Here is a 23,838-nt window from a genome sequence, read left to right on the forward strand (position 1 = left end):
ATGGATCTCGACGCGGTACCGCAAGAGGGCAACGCGACCCTCGACGGCCATTCCAAGCTGATGTATGCCCGCGATGCGCAGGGCCGTGTCGTCACCACCACTTCGCGCGGCTGGGAGGCGGAAGAGATCGTCACCAGCCATGCGGTCGACGTGCTCATCGAGCAGGCGCAGGCCGCGAAGGAACGCGTGAAGGCGGGGCAGGCCTCGCCGCTCGAATACTGGATGTACGAGCGCCGCATGGATGTGGCGCTGCTCTCGCAGACCAGCGGCTTCTGGCAATGGCGCGTGCGGCGCCACCTGCAGCCGCGCCATTTCGCCGCGCTGTCGCCGGCGCAACTCGCACGCTACAGCGAAGCGCTGGGCCTGCCCGTTTCCACCTTGCAAGGCCTGCCGTGAACTTTCAACACCAACAGGCGGCGCATTGCGAAAGCGGCGTCATCTCCAGCCTGATGCGCCACCACGGCGCGCCGATGAGCGAGAGCATGGCGCTGGGCCTGTCGTCCGCGATTTCGTTCGCGTACCTGCCCTTCATCAAGCTGTCGGGCCTGCCGCTGATCTCGTACCGCATGCCGCCCAAGGCCATCATCAAGGGCCTGCTGGCGCCGATGGCCGCGCGCTTCCGCTTCGAGACATTCCGCAGCGCCGAGGCGGGGCAGCAGAGGCTCGACGCGCTGCTGGCCGACGGTCAGCTGGTGGGGCTGCAAACGTCGGTGTACTGGCTGCCGTACTTTCCGCCGAACATGCGCTTTCACTTCAACGCGCACAACCTGCTGGTGTACGGCAAGGACGGCGACGACTACCTGATCAGCGACCCGGTGTTCGAGGAGCCCGTGCGTTGCCCGAGCAGCGATCTGGCACGTGCCCGCTTCGCCAAGGGCGTGCTGGCGCCGAAGGGGCTCATGTACTACCCGCAGGCCATCGATCGCAAGGTCGTCGATGCGGCCTCGGTGGTCAAGGCCATCCGCAAGACAGTGCGCAACATGCTTGCGCCGATTCCCATCGTCGGCGTGCGCGGCATGCACACGCTGGCCAAGCGCATGCAGAAGCTGTCGCCGGCCGATCCGCGCAGCGTCGACTTCATCGGCCATGTGGTGCGCATGCAGGAAGAAATCGGCACGGGCGGGGCGGGCTTTCGCTTCATCTACGCGGGCTTTCTGCAGGAGGCGGCGCAGCTGCTCGATAAGCCGCAGTTGCAGCAGATGTCGGAGCGGCTCATCGCCATCGGCGATGGCTGGCGTGCATTTGCTCTCAAGGCGGCGCGTATGGTGAAGGGGCGCGAGGCGGTCGACCCGGCCGCGCTGGCTGCGAAGCTGCGTGAGCAGGCGCTGCAGGAAGAAAGCTTCTTTCGCGACCTGAAGGCCGCTGTTGCCTGAGATGGAGTCCTGTTTTTCGATTCTTCGCGCTGTGATTGAGGAGCGTTGTTCGGGGCGCGCTCACGCCGACGGTGTGCTCTGCTCCGCGAATGTCCCCCGGCCTGCGGCCTCCTCCTTTATTTCGCTGCGCAGAGCACACCATCGACGTGATCGATGGACGCAGCGGTCGATCGGTCGGCACTACAGCCGCGCCCATGTGCGAATGGCACCGGGTGCTCCCCGCAGCGAAATAAAGGAGGAGCCGAAGGCGGGGGACATTCGCGGAGGGGAGTACCCGGTGTCATTCGCACGCACCCCGAACAGGTGCCCCGATGCTTGAACTCAACAAGCTCAGCTACCGCTACCCGCACGCCGAAGCACCAGCGCTGGCCGACGTATCGCTCGCGGTGCCAAAGGGCTGCGTACTGGGCTTGCTCGGCCCGAACGGAGCAGGCAAGACCACGCTGATCTCTCACCTGTCGGGTGCGCTGGCCGTGCAGTCGGGCGAGATCCGCATCGACGGGCAACCACTGCAGCAGGTGCGTGCAAAGACGCCCACGCGCATTGCCGTGGCGCCACAGGAGCAGGCCTTCTATCCAATGCTGACCGTGGCCGAGAACCTCGCCTGCTTTGCCGCGGCTGGAGGCCTGTCGGGCGCGCGCAAGAAGGAACGCATCGCGACCTGTACGCAGTTTGCGCAGCTGGAGCAGTTCGCGGGCGTGCGCGCCGAGCGGCTGTCGGGCGGCCTCAAGCGCCGGCTCAACCTGGCCATTGCCTTGTTGCCCGAACCCGAGCTGATGCTGTTCGACGAACCCACCGTGGGCGTCGATCCACAATCGCGTGCGTTCATCCTCGATGCCATCAAGAGTCTCGCGCAGCAGGGCGCGGCGGTGATCTACGCCTCGCACTACATGGAAGAAATCGAGGCGATCGCTGATCGCGTCGCCATCCTCGACCGCGGTCACGTGCTGCGCGAAGGTTCGCTCGACGAACTGCTGTCGAAGAGCGCGATGCTGCTCACGCTGGCGGCCGACGGGCTCGATGCCGGCATGCTCTCGCGCTTCGGTACGGTGGAGCAGGGGGGAGTGCGCTGGCGCATTCACCTGAACGCCGGCAGTGGCCCCGGGCCGGTGCTGGCCGCGCTCGAAGCTGCGGGCATCGAAGTGCGCCATGCCGAATTCGGCCGCCATGACCTCGAGCAGCTGTTCATGGCGCTCACCCACCGCTCGCTGCGCGACTGAACACAAGCCCATGCTCCTCGCGCTCATCAAGAAAGAACTGCTCGCCCTCGTGCGCGACATGCACGGCCTTGCCGCGCTGTTCCTGATGCCGATGGTCTTCATCGTGCTGATGTCGCTCACGCTGAAGGACATCTACCGCCCGCCGCTGGCCGAGCTGACCTATGCCATCGACATGCGCGACACCGCGACGCCCGCGCAGTGGCTCAAGCAGCTCTGGCAGCGCAGCCATGGCGCACCGCAGCCGCTGGGCAGCGACTGGCAGGCGCGGCTGCGCAACGGTTCGCTCAAGTACGTGATCGTGATGGAGCCGGGCCTGTCTGAAGAACTGGAATCTGCCGCGCTGTCGACCCAGGCGCGCATCCATCTGCTGACCGAGCCGGGCATCGACGCCAACCTGTTCAACGCGCTGCGCGCCGAACTCATCGGTGCATCGGGCGAGCTCAAGGCGCGCCTCGCGCTGGCGGTACCCGGCACGGCCAGCCCTGCGCCCGAGGCCTCCATCGAGGCGATGGTGCGCGCTGAGCGCTTCTCCACCGCCGGCCCGCGGCCGACCTCGGTGCAGCAGAACGTGCCGGCGTGGCTGGTGTTCGGCATGTTCTTCGTGGTGGCCTCGCTCTCCAGCCTGTTCGTGCAGGAACGCAGCTCGGGCGCGCTCGGCCGGCTGCAGAGCCTGGGTGTGTCGCGCACCATGCTGCTGGCGTCGAAGGCGCTGCCGTACCTTGGCGTGAACGCGCTGCAGGCCGTGCTGATGCTCGCGGCTGGCATCTGGTTCATGCCGCTGATCGGCGGCGATGCGCTGTCGCTCGCGGGCATCCACTGGGGCGCGTTGTTGTTGTCGCTTGCGGCCGTGAGCCTGGCGGCGGTGAGCCTGTCGCTCGCACTGGCTTGCCTGGTGCGCAGTCATGCGCAGGCCGCCACCATCGGGCCGATGGTCAATGTGCTGATGGCGGCGGCGGGCGGCATCATGGTGCCCAAGTTCGTCATGCCGGGCTTCATGCAGCGGTTGGTCGAGATTTCTCCGATGAACTGGGGGCTGGAGGCGCTGCTGACCGTGCTGCTGCGCGGCGGCGGCGTGGCCGATGCCTTGCCGCAGATCGGCCGGCTGGTTGTGTTTGCGGCGCTGATGTTTCTTCTGGCCGTTTTCTTGTTTCGCAGGCGCGCACCGTGAGCACCACCGTCACCCCTGAATTCATTGCCAGCCTCAAGGCGATGGTGCTCGAAGCCGTCGAGAAAGATGCGCCCCCGGGCGGCCTCGGCGACGACGAGCCGCTGTTCGGCCCCGAGGCTCGGCTGGACCTCGATTCGCTCGACGCCCTGCAGGTGTCGATGACGATCCAGCAGCGCTTTGGCGTGCGCATGCCCGACAGCAAGGAAACGCGCCGGGCGATGATCTCCATCGCTCACCTCGCGGAGCATCTCGCGCAAGCGGGCAAGGCATGAATGATGTCTACCTGGCCGGCATGGGCCTGGCCTGTGTGCTGGGTGACGACATGCCGTCCGTGCTGGCATCGTTGCAGCATGGTGGCGTGCCGCCGACGCCGGTGGCCGTGGCCGATGGAATCAGCTGGCCGGTCTACGCGCTGGCGCAGAGGGAAGGCGACTGGACGCAGCGCCTGTGCAGCGCTGTGCGCGGCGTGGTCGCCCAGACCGGCGACTGGGGAGCGCGCACCGCGCCACTGTTCGTGGCCTCGTCGTCTCTCGACATCGGCTTCATGGAATACGAGAAGCAGGATCTGCGACTCGGCGGCGACCTGCAGGACTTTGCCGCCGTCGTGGCCGGCGCGCTGGATTGGCAGGGGCCGGTGTTCACCGTCTCGACCGCCTGCACTTCGGCGCTGAACGCCGTGCTGGCGGCCGCCGACCTGATCCGCGGCGCGGAGGCCGACGAAGCGCTGGTGATCGGCGTCGAGATGGACAACCGCTTCACCGTGGCCGGCTTCGGTGCGATGCAGCTGCTGGCGCTTGACAGCGCACAGCCCTTCGGCGCGCAGCGCAAGGGGCTGGTGCTTGGTGAAGCGGTGGCTGCGTTGCGCCTGACGTCGCAGCCCGCGCGCTGGCAGATCACGGGTGGTGCCAACGTCGTCGATGGGCGCAATCCCTCGGGCACCGAAGCCACAGCTGTGCATGCGATGTGCCGCGGCGCGCTGGCGCAGAGCGGCCTGCAGCCCGGCGACATCGACCTGATCAAGGTGCAGGCCGCCGGCAGCCCTGTCAACGACGCCATCGAGGTGGAGGCGCTGAAGCAGGTGTTCGACCCGCTGCCACCGCTGGTGTCGCTCAAGTCGGCGATCGGCCACACGCTGGGCGCGGCGGGGGCGGCGGAGCTGGCCTTGCTGGTTGGCTGCATCGAAGGTGGCGTCTGGCCTGTCGTGGACTATCCGCTCGATGCCTCGCTCGGCATTGCGCTGAGCGAGCAGGCGCCGCTGAAGCTGCGCAACATCCTGCTTAACGTGGTCGGCTTCGGCGGCGGGCATGCCTCGCTGGTGTTGAAGGATGCCGGCCCATGAGCACTTGGCGCACCGCTGCTCATTTCGTCGCGCACCCGCCGTCCGCCGACTGGCGCGATGACTTGGCCCGCCGCATCGGCCGCCGACCGCGCCGCGTCGGCCTGTGGACCGAACTGGCGATGTACGGCGCGCGCTGCTGCCTCGACGCTGCCGGCGAGGCAGCGCTGCCGGCCGGTGCGCGCATCCGCGTTGCAAGCATGCGCGGCGCATGGGGCGCCACGCATGCTGGCTTGACCCAGCTCGATGCGGGCCTGCCGATGCCCTTCACCTTCATGCAGAGCCAGCCCGCGCTGATGCTGGCCGAAGTCGGCCGGTGTCTCGAATGGCAGGGCGACGCCAGCTTCGTGTTGTGCCGCGATCAGGCGCGCACGCTGCAGCTGGCGAAGCTGGGCGCGACGCGCGATGGACTGCTGTTCGGCATCGTGGAAGAGGAGCGTAACGACGAGCTGCCGCGCTCTGAATGGTGGCGGCTGGCGCCGGCCTGATGTGTCTCTAGCCTTGCGTATCGAGTTGGATGCGCAGGATTTGAGAGAGGTGCGACGCGACGTGTCTCGACTTTGACACGTGCGCTATTGCCGTCACATAGACGGAAAGACTCTCTGCAGTTTTCGCGAACTGTCTAGTGCGGTCCTACGTTCCGTGGAGAACGGAAGCCTGTGCACCACGTCTCTCTATCTTTTGTCGATGTCACGTTGTTGACGAGACGGGATGGCCCCGTGCGAATTGAGCCCTTTGCCTAAACGCATTCTGTGCTCGCCGGACCTATTGCTCTGAGAACCATGTGCCAATCGGTGTTGGCATTGTCGGGAGGATTCGGGAGCAACTTGGCGTCGCTGCGCCAGGTTATCCCTTGGCTGCTCCCTGGCCGGTTCATTACACAAAAAAACAGGGAGGTTTCCATGGTTGCAATCGTCAGTGGCAATAGCTTGGGTCTGAGTCTTGGGTCGTTGGGTACGCTGGGTCAGAGAGGCGTGTTGGGGGCGGCGGGGCAGGGCCGCAACGGCGAGCAGGCGTACGTGAACATTGCCAGCGGCAACCTGATCCTGCAGGACTTCGACGACAAGCTGGTGGGGCGCGGACCGGATATCGCGGCTGTTCGCACGTACAACAGCCAAGGACTGTTCAGCGACGACAACGCCGACAACTGGCTGGTTGGAGCACACGGGCAGAAGCTGCAGCTCAGTGGCACAGTGGCGACGGTGGGCAGCACGCTGGTGCGCACCGACCGCGATGGAGCGCGTGCCACCTATGCGTGGGACTCGACGCACAACCGCTATGCCAGCCCGGATGGCGCTGGTGCATTCGACACCGTCGCTCATGACGCTGGCACCCAGCGCTTCACCTGGACAGACGGCGACACCGGTCTTGTGGAGCACTACGAGTCGGGTGGCCTGGGCAGGTTGCTGTCCGCGACCGACCCAGCGGGTAACACCGTCAGCTACACCTACAACGCCAACGGTACATTGAAGAGCGTGCTGAACGCTAACGGCGAATTCACGTACTTCGACTACAGCGGTGTCAACCTCACGCAGATCCGTACGGTTGCAACTGATGGCACGGTGCTCACGCGGGTGCGCTATACCTACGACAGCGCCAATCGCTTGTCCTCCGTGAGCGTTGACCTTACACCCGAGGACAACGCGATCGCCGATGGCAAGTGCTACCTCACGACTTACACCTATGACGGCGCGAGCAAGCGCGTAGCCTCGGTCGCTCAAAGTGACGGCACCAGTCTGACCTTTACCTATGCGCAGTCGGGTGGCAGCTACAAGGTCTCTGCCGTCACCGATGCCCTCGGACAGACCACGCGTTTCGCCTACGACAGTGCGAAGAGCACGGCAACCGTCACCGACCCGTTGGGAGCGCAAAGCACCTATCTCTACGATGCCCAAGGCCAGCTTCTGCAGATGCGCCAAGGCGTTACCGCCAGCAATACGGCAGGGCTGTCGCAAGTCAGCTATCGCTACGACTCTGCCGGCAACGTGACCGGTGTCACGGATGGGGAAGGTCGCGAGGTCTCTTACGAGTTCGACGCCAATGGCAATCTGGTCAAGGAAACCGATTCAGCCGGCAACATCCGCACGCGGACCTACAACGCCGCGAACCAGTTGCTGACCGACACCGTCTACGCCGATGCGGCTGTCAGTCGAGGTGCATTCAGCAAGGATGCAGCATTGCCTGAGACCACGCGCTATGTTTATGCGGCGAGCAATCCCACCCGACTGCGCTTCGTGATCAGCCCGCAAGGCAATGTCACCAAATATTTTTACGACGCCAGTGGCCAATGCACCACCTTGACGGTCTACAAGGCCGGCCCTTATGCAGTGAGTGCGCTTGCCCAGACCGCTGTGCCGACAGAAGAGCAGATGCGCGCCTGGCATTTCGAGCAGGATCTCACGCGTAGCCAAGTCACCGATCTGGCCTATGACGTACGCGGTCAATTGACCAGTAGTACCACCTATGCGTCGACGGATGCCAATGGTGCTGGCGTTATCGATACTTTGGCCACCACCCGGTATGTTTACGATCAGCGTGGCCTTCTGCTCAAGGAGATTGCAGCTGATGGGGCGATGACTGCCTACGTCTACGACGGCCTGGGCCGGCTGTTGTCGGTAAGTGCGCCTTCGCTTGATGGCGCGACTCCGAACACCACTGTCACCAACTATGACGATATTGGCGGCAAGACCAGCGTCACCGTCGCCAGCGGTCTGGTGAGCATTTCGGCGTACGACAAGGCGGGGCGCCTGGTGAGCGTCACGCAGCAGAGCGTCGGTGCCGGCGTGCTGGGCACCACTACCTACGCGTACGACAAGAACGGCAACTTGCTGATGACGCAAGACCCCACGGGTGTGCGCAAGTGGATGCTGTACGACGAGGCCAACCGCAAGATCGCCGATATCGATGCCACCGGTGCGCTGATCGAGTATGTGTACAACGCCAGCGGGCAGTTGCGCCAGACCATCGCCTATGCGGCACCGATCAAGACAGCGGCATTGGTGAATGCGGTGGGCAAGCTCACCACGGCATGGGCGGCGGACAACAAGACGACCAGTCTGACGGCACTGCGGCCGGCAAGCGTGGCACTGGATCAAAAGGTCTGGCGTTTCTACGACAGCACCGGCCGGCTGGTTTGGCAAGTGGATGCGCTGGGCTATGTGACACAGACCACCTACGACGGTGCCTCACGCATTCTGAACGTCACGCAACTGGCCAAGCCGATTGACGTCGCACCATTGGTTAGTGGAGACAAGATCGATCTCGAGACAGACCCGGCGAGCCTGGGTGGAGTCACGTTGAGCTTGAACAACGACAAGCCATCGCCCATCGGAAGCGCGACGCTAATGACTGCCACCATTGAAGGAGCGGCTCCGGGGGGCATGGTGACCTTCTTTGACGGGGAAACCATCATCGGAAGCGCCCCAGTAGCCGATGGCAAGGCGATGCTGGTAACGGAGCGGCTGAATCTCGGCACGCACAACCTAAGAGTAGCGTACTCAGGGGATCAGTGGCGGCCGGCGACTTTGTCGAAGGCGATGAAGAAGGAGATCACGCAGTTGGCGACGACAGCCAAACTGAGCCACGCCGGCCCTGAAAAAAATGGTAGGGATGGCGGTTCATTGGCGCTCGCGCTATCGGTCACGGCGAATCAACCCGATTGGTTGCCGCCGCCGACAGGAAAAGTGATTTTCTATAGCGGCGATGAAAAATTGGGCGAGACGATATTGGTTGATGGAGTGGCTAATCTTGAGCTGAAAAGTTGGCCAGCCGCGGAGTCGCTCTTGAAGCGCCTGCGCCCGGAGCTTGTAAGTCTCGCTGCTATGTTTAGCAGTGGGAAGCGCCTAAGCCCAGAGGTGTTCTTGAAGGCAGCAAATATGTTGCCCTCGATCCTTGCAGATCTGAGCAACTTGCCGTTGGATCTAATCTCCAAAGCGCTATCTTCGCCGGCAACCAATTTGCTTGATCCAAATAAAAAGGTTACGGCTGGAGAGAGGGTCTTTCAAGGGTTTTATTGGGGTGGTTCAACGAATTTTAATGACTGGAGTCTATCGGATGTCAAGATGTTTTTGGGGTATTTGGCCTTCAGTATCAAAAATATTGATTTCAATGCGGAATCAAAATCGATTGCTGCCGCATTATTCATTGAGATGCAAAGTCTTGCCACAGCCGATTCAACGGTATTCAAAGCGAGTGTGCGGGCGAAATATGAGGGCGACTTTGCGCATGCAGGCATTGCCACACAAGACTCCTTTTTGTCTATTTCTCCTTCATTGACATTCAGCACATCTGCGACGCGTGTAACAACAGCGAATGAGAAGGTAACCTTAACCGCAAAGGTGGTCGGGGGGAAGCCTGGGGGCGCGGTCACTTTTCTGGCTGAGGGCCGTCCGATCGGATTTGCTCGTGTTGTAGGCGGAGCAGCGAAACTCGTTGTGGACTTTTTGCCCGCTGGGAGTTATGTATTAACTGCAATGTACGCCGATACGGATGGATTATTTTCCGGCGTGGTTGCTCAGGGCGGAAATCTGCAAATCGAAGTGGCGCAGTCAAGATCAACAGAGGAGAAATATGGGATAATTAAAGTCAATTCGAGTAACAATTGGGGCTATACATTTTCGGTTGATGGCAGGAAGATTTTTTATAATACAAAAGATGAAATTCAAATAAACCCGATCCCATTGATTCGTATTTTGGATCAACAGAAATACTGGGGCGCCAAGGGGGTGTATGTAGTTTTTATTGACTCCGTAGCCGTTGGTGTGGCTCTCAATATGCCGAAGGGGTATGACCGGGATTTCGATTTTTTATTACCGGTTAATTTAACTCCGCGGAAGCAGCATGTTTTAACTGTCATTTATGTTGTGAATGAATTTCAACCCTACGATGGAATTGCACTTCGTTGGGATACCAAATTCTCGATCAATGGGGAAAAAACCTTAACCAAGGTGGCGTTGAGCGCTTCAACCGCGAGAATCACCGAGGACACTCCGATTACGCTCAAGGCTAAGATCGATCAAGTCCTTCCTCAAATTCCACTGGGTCCCAAACCACCGTCTGTCAGCGGTGTAGTTACCTTCTATGCCAATGGCAAGGTCATTGGCACTGCCACGGCGGTCAACGGTGAGGCCTCGCTGGTTGTGAAGGACTTACCGCTTGGCGTCACCGACATCACTGCAAGCTATGCTGGCGACGACAACTACGCGGAAGCCAAGGCGTCAGAAGCTGTGCCGATCCAAGTTAGTGGCGCTTCCGTTACTCTGACCAACCTCACGACACCATCGATCGCCAAGGATGGCGTGTTGTCGGTACGAGTGGCCGGCAAGACCGCCCCCACCGGCCTGATGAGCTTCTACAGCGGCACCACGCTGCTGGGCACGGTGGCAGTCATGGAAGACGGCACGGCCACCTTGCGAGGCGTTCCGATCCCTGTCGGCACACATACCTTCAGTGCCGTCTATTCAGGCGACGAATCCAACGCCGATGGCGCCCTCAATTTCACCCAAGTCGTCGAAGGCACGCCCGACGCTCCCAAGGTCTTGGTAGGCCTGGACATCACCCAGGACCGCACCGTCACACAACTGCTCAACCGCAACGGCCAACTCCAAGGCACATTGGATGCCGAGGGCTATCTCACCGAGTACAAGTACAACGCCGCGGGCGAACAGGTGCAGACCATCCGCTACGCCAGCCGTGCGGCCAACTTCTCGAGCGTCTCGGCGCGCCTGATGGCCACGGCCATCGCACGGGCCAGCGGCGACCTGGCCGGTGTGCACCCCGCGGCCAGCGACAGCGACATCCGCACCCACACCTTCTACAACGCCCGCGGCCAGGCAGTCGGCCAAGTCGATGGCGAGGGCTACCTCACCGAAACCATCTACGACGCGCGCGGCAACGCCACGCAGACCCGGCGCTACGCCAGCCCCGCCAAGAATCCCGGTAGTGCGAACGCAACCCTCGCGACCATTCGCCCAAACCCGAGCGCCCAAGACCAGACCGTCACCCAGACCTGGAGTGCCGCCAAGCAATTGCTCAGCCGTACCAACGGCGAAGGCACGATCACCACATTCACCTACGACGTGGCCGGCCGTCTCGTGCAGACAACCACTGCAGCGGGCACGGTCGATGAGCGCATTCACCGCCTGCGCTACGACATCCAGGGCCACCTCATTGCCGAACTTGACGGCCGTGGCAGCGATGCCGTTGCCTTGGCCGATCCGCTGGCCAAGTGGAGCACCAACGGGTCCACCCATGCTTACGATGCTGCCGGCCGTCGCACCAGCACCACAGACGCCAACGGGCATCGAACTCTTTTCTTCTACGATGCCATTGGCCGCCTGGCGTACACCGTCAACGCCCTGGGCGAAGCCACTGAGAACCGCTACGACGCGCAGGGCCAACTGAGCGAGCAGATCGTCTATGGCACTCCTATCGACGTCGTCACGCTCGGCGCCACCACTCCGGGCGGGCTCAGCACCACTGTCCTGGCGGCCAGGCTTCTCGCCGTGGCCGATGCCGCCAGGGACAGCCACGTGGTGCGCAAGTACAACGCCACCGGCACCCTGGCTAGCAGCACCGATGCGATGGGCGGTGTTACCAGCTACTCCTACAACGCCTTCCGCGAAGCCATCGCCAGCAGCCAGACGCGACTGGACGGCCAGGTTGTCACCAATACCGTCGCCTTCGACCGGCGTGGCCGACAAGTCTCGACCACCCTGGATTCGACCGGTGTTGCAGTCACCCGTCGTATCGGCTACGACGCCTTCGGTCGCGCGGATACGCACATCGACGGCAACGGCAACACCAGCAGCCTGCGCCACGACCGGCTCGGGCGCATCGTCACCACCACCGATGCGAACGGCGCCACACGCATCACCACCTACGACGCCTTCGACCGCGTACTCACCCAGCGCGATGCGCTGAACAACGTCACCAGCTACGCCTACAGCGTGACCAACCGCAGCGTTACCGTGACCACACCCGAAGGCGTCTCGGCTACCACCGCGCATAACCGCCAGGGCCAGACCACCAGCGTCACCGATGGCCGCGGCAACACCACGACCTACAGCTACGACAAGAGCGGCAACCTGCTGCAAACCCAGGCCCCCGAAGGCGTCGACACTAGTACCACCTATGACAAGACGGGCCTGAAGCTCAGCACCACCGACGCCAAGGGCACCGTCACGACCTACGGCTATGACGCGGCCAACTGTCTTCTTACCCGCACGGTCGATCCCGGTGGCCTCAAGCTCGTCACCAGCTACCTCTACGATGCCAAGGGCCAGACGATCAGCGTGATCGATCCTGGCGGCATCGTCACCACCACCGCGTACGACCTCGATGGCCAAGTCGTTCGCCAGAGCATCGACCCTGCCGGCTTGAACCTGCAGACCGTCTACACCCATGACACCGACGGAACCACCCTCAGTGTCCAGGGCCCCGATGGGCGCCTTGTGCGCTACACCTACGACGGCACCGGCCGGCGCGTCAAGGAGCAGGTTGACCCACTCGGCTTGAACCTCACCCGCAGCTATGTCTACGACGCCCAGGGCAACGTCATCAAGGCTGTCGATGCCAGCGGCAACGCCACGCTCTTCATCTACGACAAGGCCAATCGAGTCGCCTTCACCATCGATGCGATGGGCAGCGTCCAGCAAAGCGGCTACGACGCCGAAGGCCGACTGAGCAGCCAGACCACGTACGCCGCGGCCGTGCCCGTGGCCGCCTTGGGCGGTGTCGCCCCGAGCCTGTCGGCCATGCAGACCCTGCTGCCGACTCTGGGCCTGACAGCCACACAGAGCCGACGCTACGACAGCGATGGCCGGTTGCGCTTCTCCGTGGACGCCACCGGCGCGGTGGTGGCGTATCGGTACGACGCCACCGGTAACGTTGTCGAGAGCCGTGCCTATGCCCAGCGCATCAACCTCGCAGAGTGGAACGGCAGCATCGACCCACCGGTCGTGGCTGACGACGCGCACGACCAGCGCTCGCGCAACGTCCATGACGCCCTCGGACGCAAGACCTACAGCATCGACGGCACCGGCGCGGTGGTGCGTCAGGTCTTCGATGCCAACGGCAATGTCAAGGAACGTTTCGGCTACAGCACGAGAGTCCCGGGGGCAACGGCGGCCACGGTGCCCGCTCTGGCTGCCGCCGTGGCGTTGGTGGCCGATGCCACGCGCGACCAACACGACACCTATATCTATGACCGCGCCGGCCGGCTGAGTTCGCACACGGATGGCATTGGCGCGCTCACCACGCAGACCTACGACAACAACGGCAACGTCACCAGTCGCACAGATGCGAAGAACCAGGTCACGCGCTATGCCTACGACGGCGCGGGGCGCTTGGTCTACACCCTCGGCCCGCTGGGCCAGTTGGAGAGGAACGACTACGACGCCGCGGGCCGCATCACGCTGACCACGCGCTACGCCACGGCAATCAACACCACGAGCCTGAGCGCCGCTCCCTCAGTCGCGCAAGTGAAGGCGATGGTCGTCGTCAACGCGGCGCAGGACCAGCAACAGTACAGCGTCTACGACCAGAGCGGGCGCCTTTGCGCCAAGGTCGATGCGATGGGTGGCATCGTTACGTTCGTGCGCGACGGCAACGGCAACATCACCGAACGCACAGCCTGGGCTAACCCCGTCGACAAGGCCACCTGGGTGCCCGGCACCGCGCCGACGCCACGGGCCGACGCCGTGCGGGACCAGCACACACGCATCTTCTACGACGGCATGGGCCGCGAAGCACTCACCGTCGACGCGCTGGGCTACGCCGTGCAACGCCAGTACAGCGCACAGGGCCAGCTGGTGGGCATCACGCGCCATGCAGTGGCAGTGCCGGCGCAGACCGCCAGCAACTACGACTCGCTCCTGAAGGCGGCTGTGGCTGGTGGAGCGAGCGCGGGTCGAGCGCCGCAGAGCACAATCTATGGCTACGACACCGTCGGCAACCGCACCAGCCAGACCTCAGCCTTCGGTCAACCCGAGGCGGCCACCACCCTGTACGTCTACGATGGCTTGGGCCAGTTGACCCGCACCATCGACCCGCGCGGCGTTGAACTCTCGCAAAGTGACAGCCCCTGGGCTTTGACCCAGCGCCGGCAACTGAACTATCTCAATGCCGCCGGCGGCGCCCTGAAGGCCTCCGACCTGAGCGCGGCCCAGCGTGCAGAGCTGGCCGCACGCTACACCACGGTCAACGACTACGACGCAGCCGGCCGCAAGACCAGCGTTACCGATGCACTCGGGGGCGTCACGCGCTCCGATTACGACGCCACCGGCCATGTCGTCAAGATCACGGACCCGCGTGGCAACGCGGCCTTCTACTACTTCGATGCCGCTGGACGCGTGACGCTGAGCGTGGACCCCGAGGGCTATGCCACGGCGACCACCTACGACACACTCGGACACACGCTGAGCGTCAAGCGCTACTTCAACCGGGTGATTGGTAGCTACGGCGCCGCCCAGGCGCCGGCGCTGCCGGGTGCCAACCCCAGCGATGCACTCACCCGCTTCGAGTACGACGCGGCTGGACGCCTCTCGAAGACCATCGACGCCGAGTCGAATTCGGAGTCCTACACCTACAACGCGCTGGGCCAGCGCGAAACGCTCACCAACAAGCGCGGTGGCATCACTGCCTACACCTACGACGGGCTCGGCCGGGTGGCCAGTGAGACCTTGCCCATCACGAGCTGGAACGCTTCGGGCCAGTTAACGGCGGTGGTTAACCGGTACGCCTACGACGCCTTCGGCAACAAGACCACCGTGACTGAGGTGGCCGGCCTGCCCGCGCAGCGTGTCACCCAGTTCAAGTACGACGGGTTGAACCGCGAGATTGAGCAGCGCCAGGCCGAGGTCCAGATCTATGTGGATGGCAATGGTTGGAGCACGGTCGCTCCCACGCGCACGAGAACCTACGACGCCGGCGGCAACCTGGTCTCTGTGGTGGACCCCAACGGCGGACGCACGCGCACCTGGTTCGACGCCAACAACCGCAAGGTGGCCGAGGTCAGTGCGACTGGCACGCTCAGCCAGTGGACGTACGACACGGCTGGCAACGTCATGGCACAGCGCGTGTACGGCGATGTGCTGGCCCTGCCGGTGGGCTATGCACTGCCTGCGCCAGTGAATGCCTCCAACGTGCGCCTGACCACCTTCGAGGTGGACTCCAACAATCGTGTGCGCAGCAGCACCGTCGCCAAGGTCGAGTTCGGCGAGTACAACACCCAGACAGGCCAATACAGCATGGGCACGCGCGACCTGGTACAGCGCAGCGCCTACGACGCCAACGGCAATGTCGTGCGCCAGGAGAACGGCCGCAATGCCGCCATCCTCGCCTGGTACGACAAGCTCGGCCAGAAGATGCTCGAGGTCGATGCCATGGGCTATGGCGTGCGCTGGGAGCGCGATGCCAATGGCGCCGTGTTGCGGGAGACGCGCTATTTGCAGGGCATCGAGCTCGGCAGCTTGAGCGAGAGCACGCCGCTGGCTGACGTGCTGGCGAAGTTCAGACCGGTCACGGGCGACCAGATCACCGAATACAGCTACGACCGCAACGCACGCGTGCGCAGTGAGTCCAGGCTGAACGTGGCCTACGGCAGCGTCGTCGCCAACGGCACGCTGAGCGAAGCCAGTACCACTGCCACCCAGCGTACCGAGTACGACGCGATGGGCAACAAGAGCGCCGTCATCGACGCCAAGGGCCAGCGCAGTGACATGAGCTACGACGCGATGGGGCGTCTGCTGAGGGTGCAACGCCCGGAGGCGGCCGACTACGGCGCCGTGGTGAGGCGCCAGGTCACCGACTACGAATACGACGGGCTGGGCAATGTGCGCCGGGAGATCCGCCGCAGCACCGACAACGCAGTGGAGACCGACGACCAGATCGTGCGCTACCGCTACGACGCCACCGGCGTGCGCACTCTCAAGATTTCTGCAATGGGCGAGGGTTTCAGCTACGGGCGCGATGCCAACGGCAACACGACCGCGGAGATGGTGAATCGGACAGACGCCGACGGCCTGTTCTCGGGCGAGTTCGTCAGCATTGGATACGACGCGGCCAACCGCGAGATTCGCCGCCGCGTTGCCGGTGGCCGGGACGCGGCCAGCATGTCGACCTTCGACGAAGCCAACACGACAACGCTGAGCTACAACGCCTTCGGCGAGTTGGCCAGCAAGCGCACCGGCAGCGGCAATGCCAGCGGCGCCGCGCAGGAGTACTACGACTACGACAAGGCTGGGCGCTTGTGGCGCACCAATTCGCAAGGCGGCGTGAACAAGGCCTGGCTGTACGACATGGCGGGCAATGCCACCTTGCAGTTGGAGTCGCAACGCGTGAACCTGCGCGCGATGACCTGGGAGCAGATGACGGGTGACGGCAGCAAGCCCAACCCGGACATCCTGATCACCATCACGGCCTACGACAAGGACAACCGCGCGGTGAGCGTGACGCAGCCCAAGATGGATGCATCGCGGCCGAACCTGGTGATGTTCTCCACTGTCATCAACGTGGAGTCGGGTCAGTACGGCGGCCTGGACCTCTCGGTGGCGAATCCGTTGGCGGGCTCTACCTCGATCCAGGCGCCCAGCAACACATCGACCACGGGCCAGGTCAGTGTGCTGGGCATGCCGATCAGCGGGGGCCGTGTACGCACCCTCACGAACTTCGAAATCTACGGCAACGGCTCCGGCGGAAAACCCGGCAATGTCAGTGACAGGACCGTCGGCTTGACAGACATTGTCATTGGATCTCCCGGCGATGGAACCTCGAACCTCGAGAACATCTACGGCAGGCTGACATGGCGGGTCGAGGTGGCCGGGGTTTCTCACCATTTGGGCTGGGTCGCGAACTGGCCTGTGACCGTGCATCCCCAAAACTTCGACTACAACGTTCTCGTCGGTGGCCTATCTCGCCAGAACCTTGTTCTTTCTCCGATGGGCGTCAATGGCCAGCAAATCAGGGTCATCGCCAGAGTTGAGAGTAGCGGGGCCGAAATCGTTGTCGCAACCAGAACATACGTTGCGCCGCCTTATCTGGGGCCGCGATCGGTGCGAGAGGCAGTAGCGCTGACGACATACGTCGAACAACAGTCCAGCGGCACCTTCATGCGCCTGACCGCTGCCGAGGCACGCGACAGCGACACGATCCAGTTGTACAGCCGGCCTCTGGGGTCGACAGGGCCTTTCTCACAGACGCTGCCGATCTTCAAGGCCGGCCAGGGCGGATCCAGCCTGAACGGGGTCTCGATCGACGGCTGGTATCTGACCCGGCTCGAGAGTCTGAGCGGACCGACGGAGCTGATGCTCGTCGTGACCCAGGCCGACGGCAAGGTCATGCGCCGCGAGTCGATCCAGTGGAATCCATCGACGCGTCAGTCCACATCCTCGGTGGCCGCCGCCCAGCCGGTTTTCACCACCGATAACGTGGCGCACTTCACTGGCCTGCAGACCTCGGGCACCAGCCCGGCCGCCATCAGAGTACGACCGCGGGGCAGTCAGGACCCGTACTCGGGAACGATGTACTGGCCAGCCGGTGCGACCGGGCGCTTCGACGTTCAGCTGGGCGCTGGCGCCAACGACGTCGCCATCGACATGCTCGATGCTCGAGGCGCCGTGATGGACACGCTCGTGGGTACCATGAACGCGGGCTCTTCGTTCTATGACATGCGTTTTATCGGAAGCCTCCCCTCCAGCATCACCTTCCGCGACATCCCGCTGGCTGCCCAGTCGCTGACCGTCGAATACCAGCCGCTCAGCGCAGGCGGCCAGCCTGGCGGCTCCGTGACCCTTACGCGTCAGGCGGGCAAGGCGGAGTGGGTCTGGGATGCGCGCAATCTCGTGGCAGACCCGCGCAGCCTTTACACCTACGCGCTGCATTTCGTTGCCCGCGACGTCGATGGCTTCATCCTGACCGACGCCACCGGCAACGTGACGATCGGTGCGGTCAGCAATGGCACCAAAGCTTCGCTGACCGGCAGCGTCAAGCACCAAGTGCTGACCTTCGACCCGGGTCTTCCGCAAGGCAAGACACTGAAACTGCGCTACCGTGAGAAAGGGGCCACCGCACAGGACTTCACCGAGGCCGTGGCCACGCGCGGCAGCGTGAATGCAATCTTCAAGTGGGACGCCACCGCGAACCACCTGGACCCGGCCAAGGAATACGAGTTCCTGTACGACGTGTACAACGCCGTGGGTGCGGTGATCGGCAATGGCGAGGGCTACTTTCGCCCCGACACCAGCAGCGCCAACGATGGTTCCAATATCAATGTGCGCTGGGGCATCCCCAACCTGCCGGGCGAGCGGACCATCAATAACCTCTGGGTAGTCCAGCGTCGCCAGACCTACGATGCTTTGGGGCGCATCGTCCGCGAGATCGATGGCAACAACAACGTCAACGACCTGAGTTACAACACGCTGGGCCTGTTGGTAGACAAGGTCGGACCGGCAGCCGACATCACGCTGGCCAATGGCCGGGTGCAGACGACGAGGCCCGGCGAGCACTACAGCTACAACCTCAACGGGCAACTCGTGGGCAAGCGCGATGCCAACGGAAACCAGAGCACGGTCGAGATCAATGCGGCGGGGCAAGCGGTGGCGGAGTGGCACCCAGGGGCAGCAGCCGGAACGTCAGCGGTGGTACGCAAGGCCTACGACATCTTCGGCAATCTGCGTACGGTGACCGACGAGAACCTTCGGGTCACCAGCAACGAGTACGACTTCAATAACCGGTTGACGAAGGTTCTGCGCCCTGTAAACCCCGTCGATAGCACCCGCGCCTTCGACACCTACGAGTACGACATCCTTGGCCAGCGCATCGCGTCCGTCAACGCGATGGGCTACCGTGTGCGCACCTACTACGACATGATGGGCCGCGTCACTCGGTACATCTCGGCAGAGGGCGCGATCGTCAACTACGGCTACACGTACAACAGCAGGATTGGCTCGGCGGGTGGCATCAACACGGGTGGATGGGTCAACACCACGACGGATGCCAACGGGAGAACCCAGACGCTGAAGAAAGACGTGTTCGGCCGCACGATGTGGAAGCAGGACCTGGGCGGGCATCAGTTCACCTATGGCTACAACTGGTCGGGTCTGATCGAAACACAAACCGGCACCTCCGGCCAGAACATCGGCTACAGCTACTACGACAACGGCTACCTGCGCAAAGTCACTGACCGAGGCGTATCGACGGAAAGCAGTTTCGAATACGACAACAACGGCAACCGCATCTTCGAGGGCTTCAAGTCCACAGCGGGCGACGTGGCGATGGTGTTCCAGTGGTCGCGGGTGAGTTATGACGCATACAACCGCGTCAAGACAATCGACGATGCGCGCTACGTGATCGACTACGAGTACGACGCCAACGGCAACCGCCGGCGCGTGCGCAGTACCTACAAGAACGTCGTCGACGGCAGCCAGGAGGTGCAGGATTACTGGTACTCGTACGACGGCATGAACCGCTTCACCACGACCATGGGGCAGATGGTCAACGGGCAGATCGTGCGCGGTGCCTCCGGGGACGGCGTGACGATCGAGTACGACAACGCCGGCCAGCGCAGGGCAGCCATCTATGCCAGCGATGGACACCGCGAGGATTACGCCTACGACGGCGTGGGCAATCTCACCACGATGATGCTTAACGGTGTGCTGCGCAGCCGCCGCATCAACGATCTGGCGGGACGCGTGTCGCGCTATGAAGAGTGGTTCGCGGACAAGACGCTCAGCGTGCAGAAGGATCGCACCTGGAACAAGGACAACCAGCTCACCGTGGAGGTGGAGCGGCGGTTGACTGAAGCAACGGATGGCAAGAAGCGGTCGGACACGACGACCGCCTACACCTTGATGAAGGACGGCACGCTGTCGAGGGTGGACATGCTCACCAACGCCTTCAATTCCTTCAATCCCAGTGCCCAGGATCCCGCCGTCGTCATCACTCGCATGATCAGCGACTATGCCTACGAGTGGTGGGATGGCGCCAAGCAGACCGCAATCACGCTTGACGCCGCGAGCACTGGCTTCGATCCCCGGCGGCCCCAGCCGCCGGGCTATTCGTTGTTTACCTATGACGCCAACGGGCACCTGAAGACGGCGACCGACCTCAACCAGACAACGCCGCGGACCTTCTCGTACTGGACCAATGCCGAGGGGCAAGTGCTGCAGCGCCAGGAGCTCATTGGCGGAAAGATTGCCGCCGACGGGAGCGTTAGCGGCGCCACCAAGAGCCGCGATCATCGGTACTTCTACTTCGACGGCAAGCGCGTGGGCAACGTGGGTAACGACGGCACTGAGCGCGAGGACTACGCGCAGCAGCTCGCGCGCACAAGTTCCGCCGAAAGTCCTGATAGCAAGTACCGCAAGTTCATTCCCACGAACTCGGCGGACTTCGACGAGAACTACCAGCCGATCAATGCAGGCTTCCCCGGACCGGCGCCGGGCAGCTACACGGTGCGCTCGGGCGACACGCTGGAGGGCATCGCCCGAGCACTGTGGGGTGACGCAAAGCTGTGGTACCTGCTGGCCGAGGCCAACGGACTCGATGGTCAGCCATCTGCGCCGCTGGTGGAAAACACGGTTCTGGCGGTGCCCAACCGGGTGACGAACGTGCACAACACGAGTGACACCTTCCGGCCGTACGACCCGGGCAAGGCGATGGGGGATACGAGCCCGACGCTGCCGGATCCTTTGCCAGCACCCAAGGGCAAGGATGGCGGGTGCGGGGGCGTTGGGCAACTCATCATGGCGGTGGTGGCAGTAGTGGTGACCATCTATACGGCGGGTGCAGCTGGGGCTTATTTCGGTGCTGCAGGCGCTGCCGGCGGTGGCGGCTTTGCGGGCGGGTTGGCCGTGCTCGGTGGGTCTGGTGGATTCACGGCCGCGAGCCTCGGCGCTGCGGCCGTGGGTGGAGCAATGGGCTCCATCGCCAGCCAGGGAGTCGGTATCGCTATCGGGGCGCAGGACTCTTTCAGCTGGAAGGGCGTAGCGATGGGTGCGCTTGGCGCGGGAGTGGGCGCCGGTGTGGGCTCCTTGCTCAATGTGCCTGGCGGCTTGCTGGGTGGGCCAGACAAATGGGCCACGGCCGGGCGCATGGCCATGGGCAACATCGCCAGCCAAGGGCTGGGCATTGCCACCGGATTGCAGAAAAGTTTTGATTGGCGTGGAGTCGCGGCCAGCGCAGCATCGGGCTATGTGTCGGCTTGGGCGGGCAGCACGCTGCAGGGCATGGATATGGGGGCGTTCGGGCAGCGTATGGCCAGCGGCATGGCCGGGGGTATCGTGAGCGCGGCGGTGCGCGGAGGCAGCGTCGGGCGGGCCTTGCCGGGCATCATCGGGGATGCGCTGGGGGCGACCGTTGGCAATGCGTTGGGCGAAAGCCTGGCAGGGGCAATGGCGCAGAGCGCAACCGGTGCAAACAGCGCGCCGCGCCCTGGGCAGCTTGGCAGCGGTACCTATGGGCTCGACGATGTGGATGACTTGCTCAACGCTCGTTTTGCCGGCAGCGGCAAGGGCAATACGAGTGGCACACCGGCGGGCTTCAACATCGAGCCCTCTGCTAATGGCATCTTGGGATGGCAAGACAGGGTGTCATCACAGCCCAGCACGGTACGTGCGGGTGACTATGGCGGTTCGATGGAGCGTATTGCACGAGCGCAGCTCGGTTCGGGTGCCAGCCAGCGCGACGTCAACAACTATGTGGGCCAACTCATTGAGATCAACAACATCAAGAGCCCGCGTGCGGTAGGGGGCGCTTGGGACATTGCCTTGCCAGGCGACGGCACCCCTGCTGCTACAAGTGGACTTGACGTGTATGCCAAAGACATCGCTTTGGGCGAACGGATGAATGAGCGGGTGCAATGGTGGACTGAGCGGTTGACCCAAGATGCACAGACGGTCACGAACAACAATAGTGGTGGCTACGTCTCGGTCGATGATGCAGCGTTTCTGTACAAATATCTGGGCAACAGTCCCAGAATCACCAGTGCTCCTGTCATACCTGCTGAACTTAGGGAGGCTGGGGATCCGTGGAGGGTGCTTGGATCGAGCACGGCTCTTAGCGGGGTCACGATTGAAGAGGTTCAAAATGCGGCGAGTGGCAGCAATCCGAACACCCAAGCAGTGGCCTATTTGCGCGCCAATCCTGGTGGCGAAAGTGAATTTCAACAGGTGTGGAATTCAAAGGGAGTTCGATCTTCGTTGCAAGTTCTAGGTGTTCCTGGATTAATGGCTGAGGCCGCTATGAGCACGGCTGGCGACACTATGGGTGGTGCTATCGGCTACAACCCGGTGGCGAACCAGTACTACGGTCCGTTTGAGCAGCAGTCAGCGATGTGGAGGACTGCTGCTGCGGCCATGATGCCTCCAACAATAACTGGAGGTGCAAGCACGGCAATCAGGATTGAGATGCAGGCCGTCAAAAATGAAGCGCTTGCGGCGGGACGAATGGCAGAGCTGCAGGCCAAATGGGGAGGACTCGGTGCAACGGAGCGTCGCGCACTACTGGAGTCCAAAAGCGAGGCAACGTGGTCTGGTTGGTTGGCTCAACGTGATGCGCAAGCAAAGGCCGTGAATCCCAGGACGCACTTTAATGAGAAGCATGGTCCGGGCACAACGTTGGATGCTCAGCAAACTCGGGCAACGACAGGGATGGCCCCAGACGGCTCCTTCGACCCCGGGTACTATGACCCCACAAAGTCATTTAGGGATTCCACACGTTTCCTGTCGGCCAGAGACATGGGGGCTGCGATGCAACGCGCAGATTCCATCTTCAGGCTGAAGGGCGCTCCAAGCGGCTCCACTTCCTTTTCCTTTCCGATGGACGGATTAATCGGCGAAGGCTTTACAAAAGCACCCAACAGCAACTGGATGTTTACCACCAATGTGAACGTGGTCTATCGCAGTGGCCAGCCCTACACTATGTACCCGCTGCTGAAGGGGTGGAAATGAAAATTTCAAATCTAGTCAATGGATATGTCTTGCCAAATTTGTTTTGTGACCTGCTCTTTTTGCAAGAGGACCACGGAATTGATGTAAATATCCAGGATTGGGATGACAAAGCGTTTGTCAGCAAGGTAATTCATGATGTTGTGCTGCCGCGATTTCACGGCTTTAAGCCAGAGACTCAAGCAGTTGTGCGCAACACGCTCCGCTATTTACTCGCAACCAAAAGCGCAAGCGATGAGGCTTGGGACATTGTTTGGGAGACAAGCTCGGCACCCATCCCTCTCGCTACCTTGAAAGTTAGAGGCTTTGTGGAGCATTGCTATGAACTCCTTTTCGACAACGAGCCTTTGCCGTCGGCAGAGGAGTTGAAGGGCTATCACGTGAATCATGAAATGCAGCTAGCCAATCGATTGAACTAGTAGTGCTGGTTTTCAACGAGCTGGATATCGAAGCATTGGATGCCAGTTCCTTCTCGGGATTGTGCAGCTTGATTGCTAAGGAAGGACTGATCAAGTCGTAAATTGGCTTGATGGCGAGCGCGCGTATTTGATCGTTGCGCTTACAGGCTCGTCTCACCGAGCATTCCACGTGTTTGAGAGGCCCCGCGGCCCTTCATGCCGTCTGCAGACGAACCTGTCCCAGCATCGCGATCAGTTTCTTCCTGGCCATCCACAGGTTCGACGTAATAGTCCGACGAAGGCCGTCTTGATGAAGCCGGACGAAGTCGACAGCATGTGACCTGAATAAATGGCACCGCATTAGGTGCCCATCATCAGGAGTGCATGTACATCATGAAGAG

General features: G+C 62.6%; 9 protein-coding genes. All 9 read left to right on the top strand.

The annotated features are described in order from the left end of the window. The 9 genes from ACSFBF_RS16630 (at position 1) to ACSFBF_RS16670 (ending at position 23,458) form a co-directional block, all read left to right on the top strand. Entirely contained in the window at positions 1 to 396 is a 396-nt protein-coding gene (locus tag ACSFBF_RS16630; RefSeq protein WP_435468750.1) for a DarG family dialkylresorcinol biosynthesis protein, read from the top strand. Next, on the top strand, positions 393 to 1,373 hold the full coding sequence (gene darH / locus ACSFBF_RS16635; RefSeq protein ID WP_435468752.1) for a BtrH-related acyltransferase DarH: 981 nt from the start codon (positions 393 to 395) through the stop codon (positions 1,371 to 1,373). Before ACSFBF_RS16630 ends, darH begins: the two co-directional genes overlap by 4 nt. Before the next feature lie 311 nt (positions 1,374 to 1,684). Next, complete coding sequence (locus ACSFBF_RS16640; protein WP_435468754.1) at positions 1,685 to 2,593, top strand: ABC transporter ATP-binding protein; 909 nt, start codon at positions 1,685 to 1,687, stop codon at positions 2,591 to 2,593. 10 nt (positions 2,594 to 2,603) lie between these two features. Then, complete coding sequence (locus tag ACSFBF_RS16645) at positions 2,604 to 3,761, top strand: ABC transporter permease (protein ID WP_435468756.1); 1,158 nt, start codon at positions 2,604 to 2,606, stop codon at positions 3,759 to 3,761. Beyond that, entirely contained in the window at positions 3,758 to 4,033 is a 276-nt protein-coding gene (locus ACSFBF_RS16650) for an acyl carrier protein (RefSeq protein WP_435468758.1), read from the top strand. The genes ACSFBF_RS16645 and ACSFBF_RS16650 overlap by 4 nt, the downstream gene beginning before the upstream one ends. After that, complete coding sequence (locus ACSFBF_RS16655) at positions 4,030 to 5,100, top strand: beta-ketoacyl synthase N-terminal-like domain-containing protein (RefSeq protein ID WP_435468760.1); 1,071 nt, start codon at positions 4,030 to 4,032, stop codon at positions 5,098 to 5,100. Before ACSFBF_RS16650 ends, ACSFBF_RS16655 begins: the two co-directional genes overlap by 4 nt. After that, positions 5,097 to 5,585, top strand: coding sequence for a hypothetical protein (locus ACSFBF_RS16660; protein WP_435468762.1), 489 nt, complete (start codon positions 5,097 to 5,099; stop codon positions 5,583 to 5,585). Before ACSFBF_RS16655 ends, ACSFBF_RS16660 begins: the two co-directional genes overlap by 4 nt. Positions 5,586 to 5,999: 414 nt before the next feature. Continuing rightward, complete coding sequence (locus ACSFBF_RS16665) at positions 6,000 to 23,042, top strand: Ig-like domain repeat protein (protein WP_435468764.1); 17,043 nt, start codon at positions 6,000 to 6,002, stop codon at positions 23,040 to 23,042. After that, a complete protein-coding gene (locus tag ACSFBF_RS16670; protein WP_435468766.1) occupies positions 23,039 to 23,458 on the top strand; it encodes a hypothetical protein in 420 nt (139 codons plus the stop codon). The genes ACSFBF_RS16665 and ACSFBF_RS16670 overlap by 4 nt, the downstream gene beginning before the upstream one ends. Positions 23,459 to 23,838 lie beyond the last annotated feature (380 nt).

Source organism: Variovorax nivicola, from assembly GCF_051216475.1.
Classification (GTDB): domain Bacteria; phylum Pseudomonadota; class Gammaproteobacteria; order Burkholderiales; family Burkholderiaceae_C; genus Variovorax.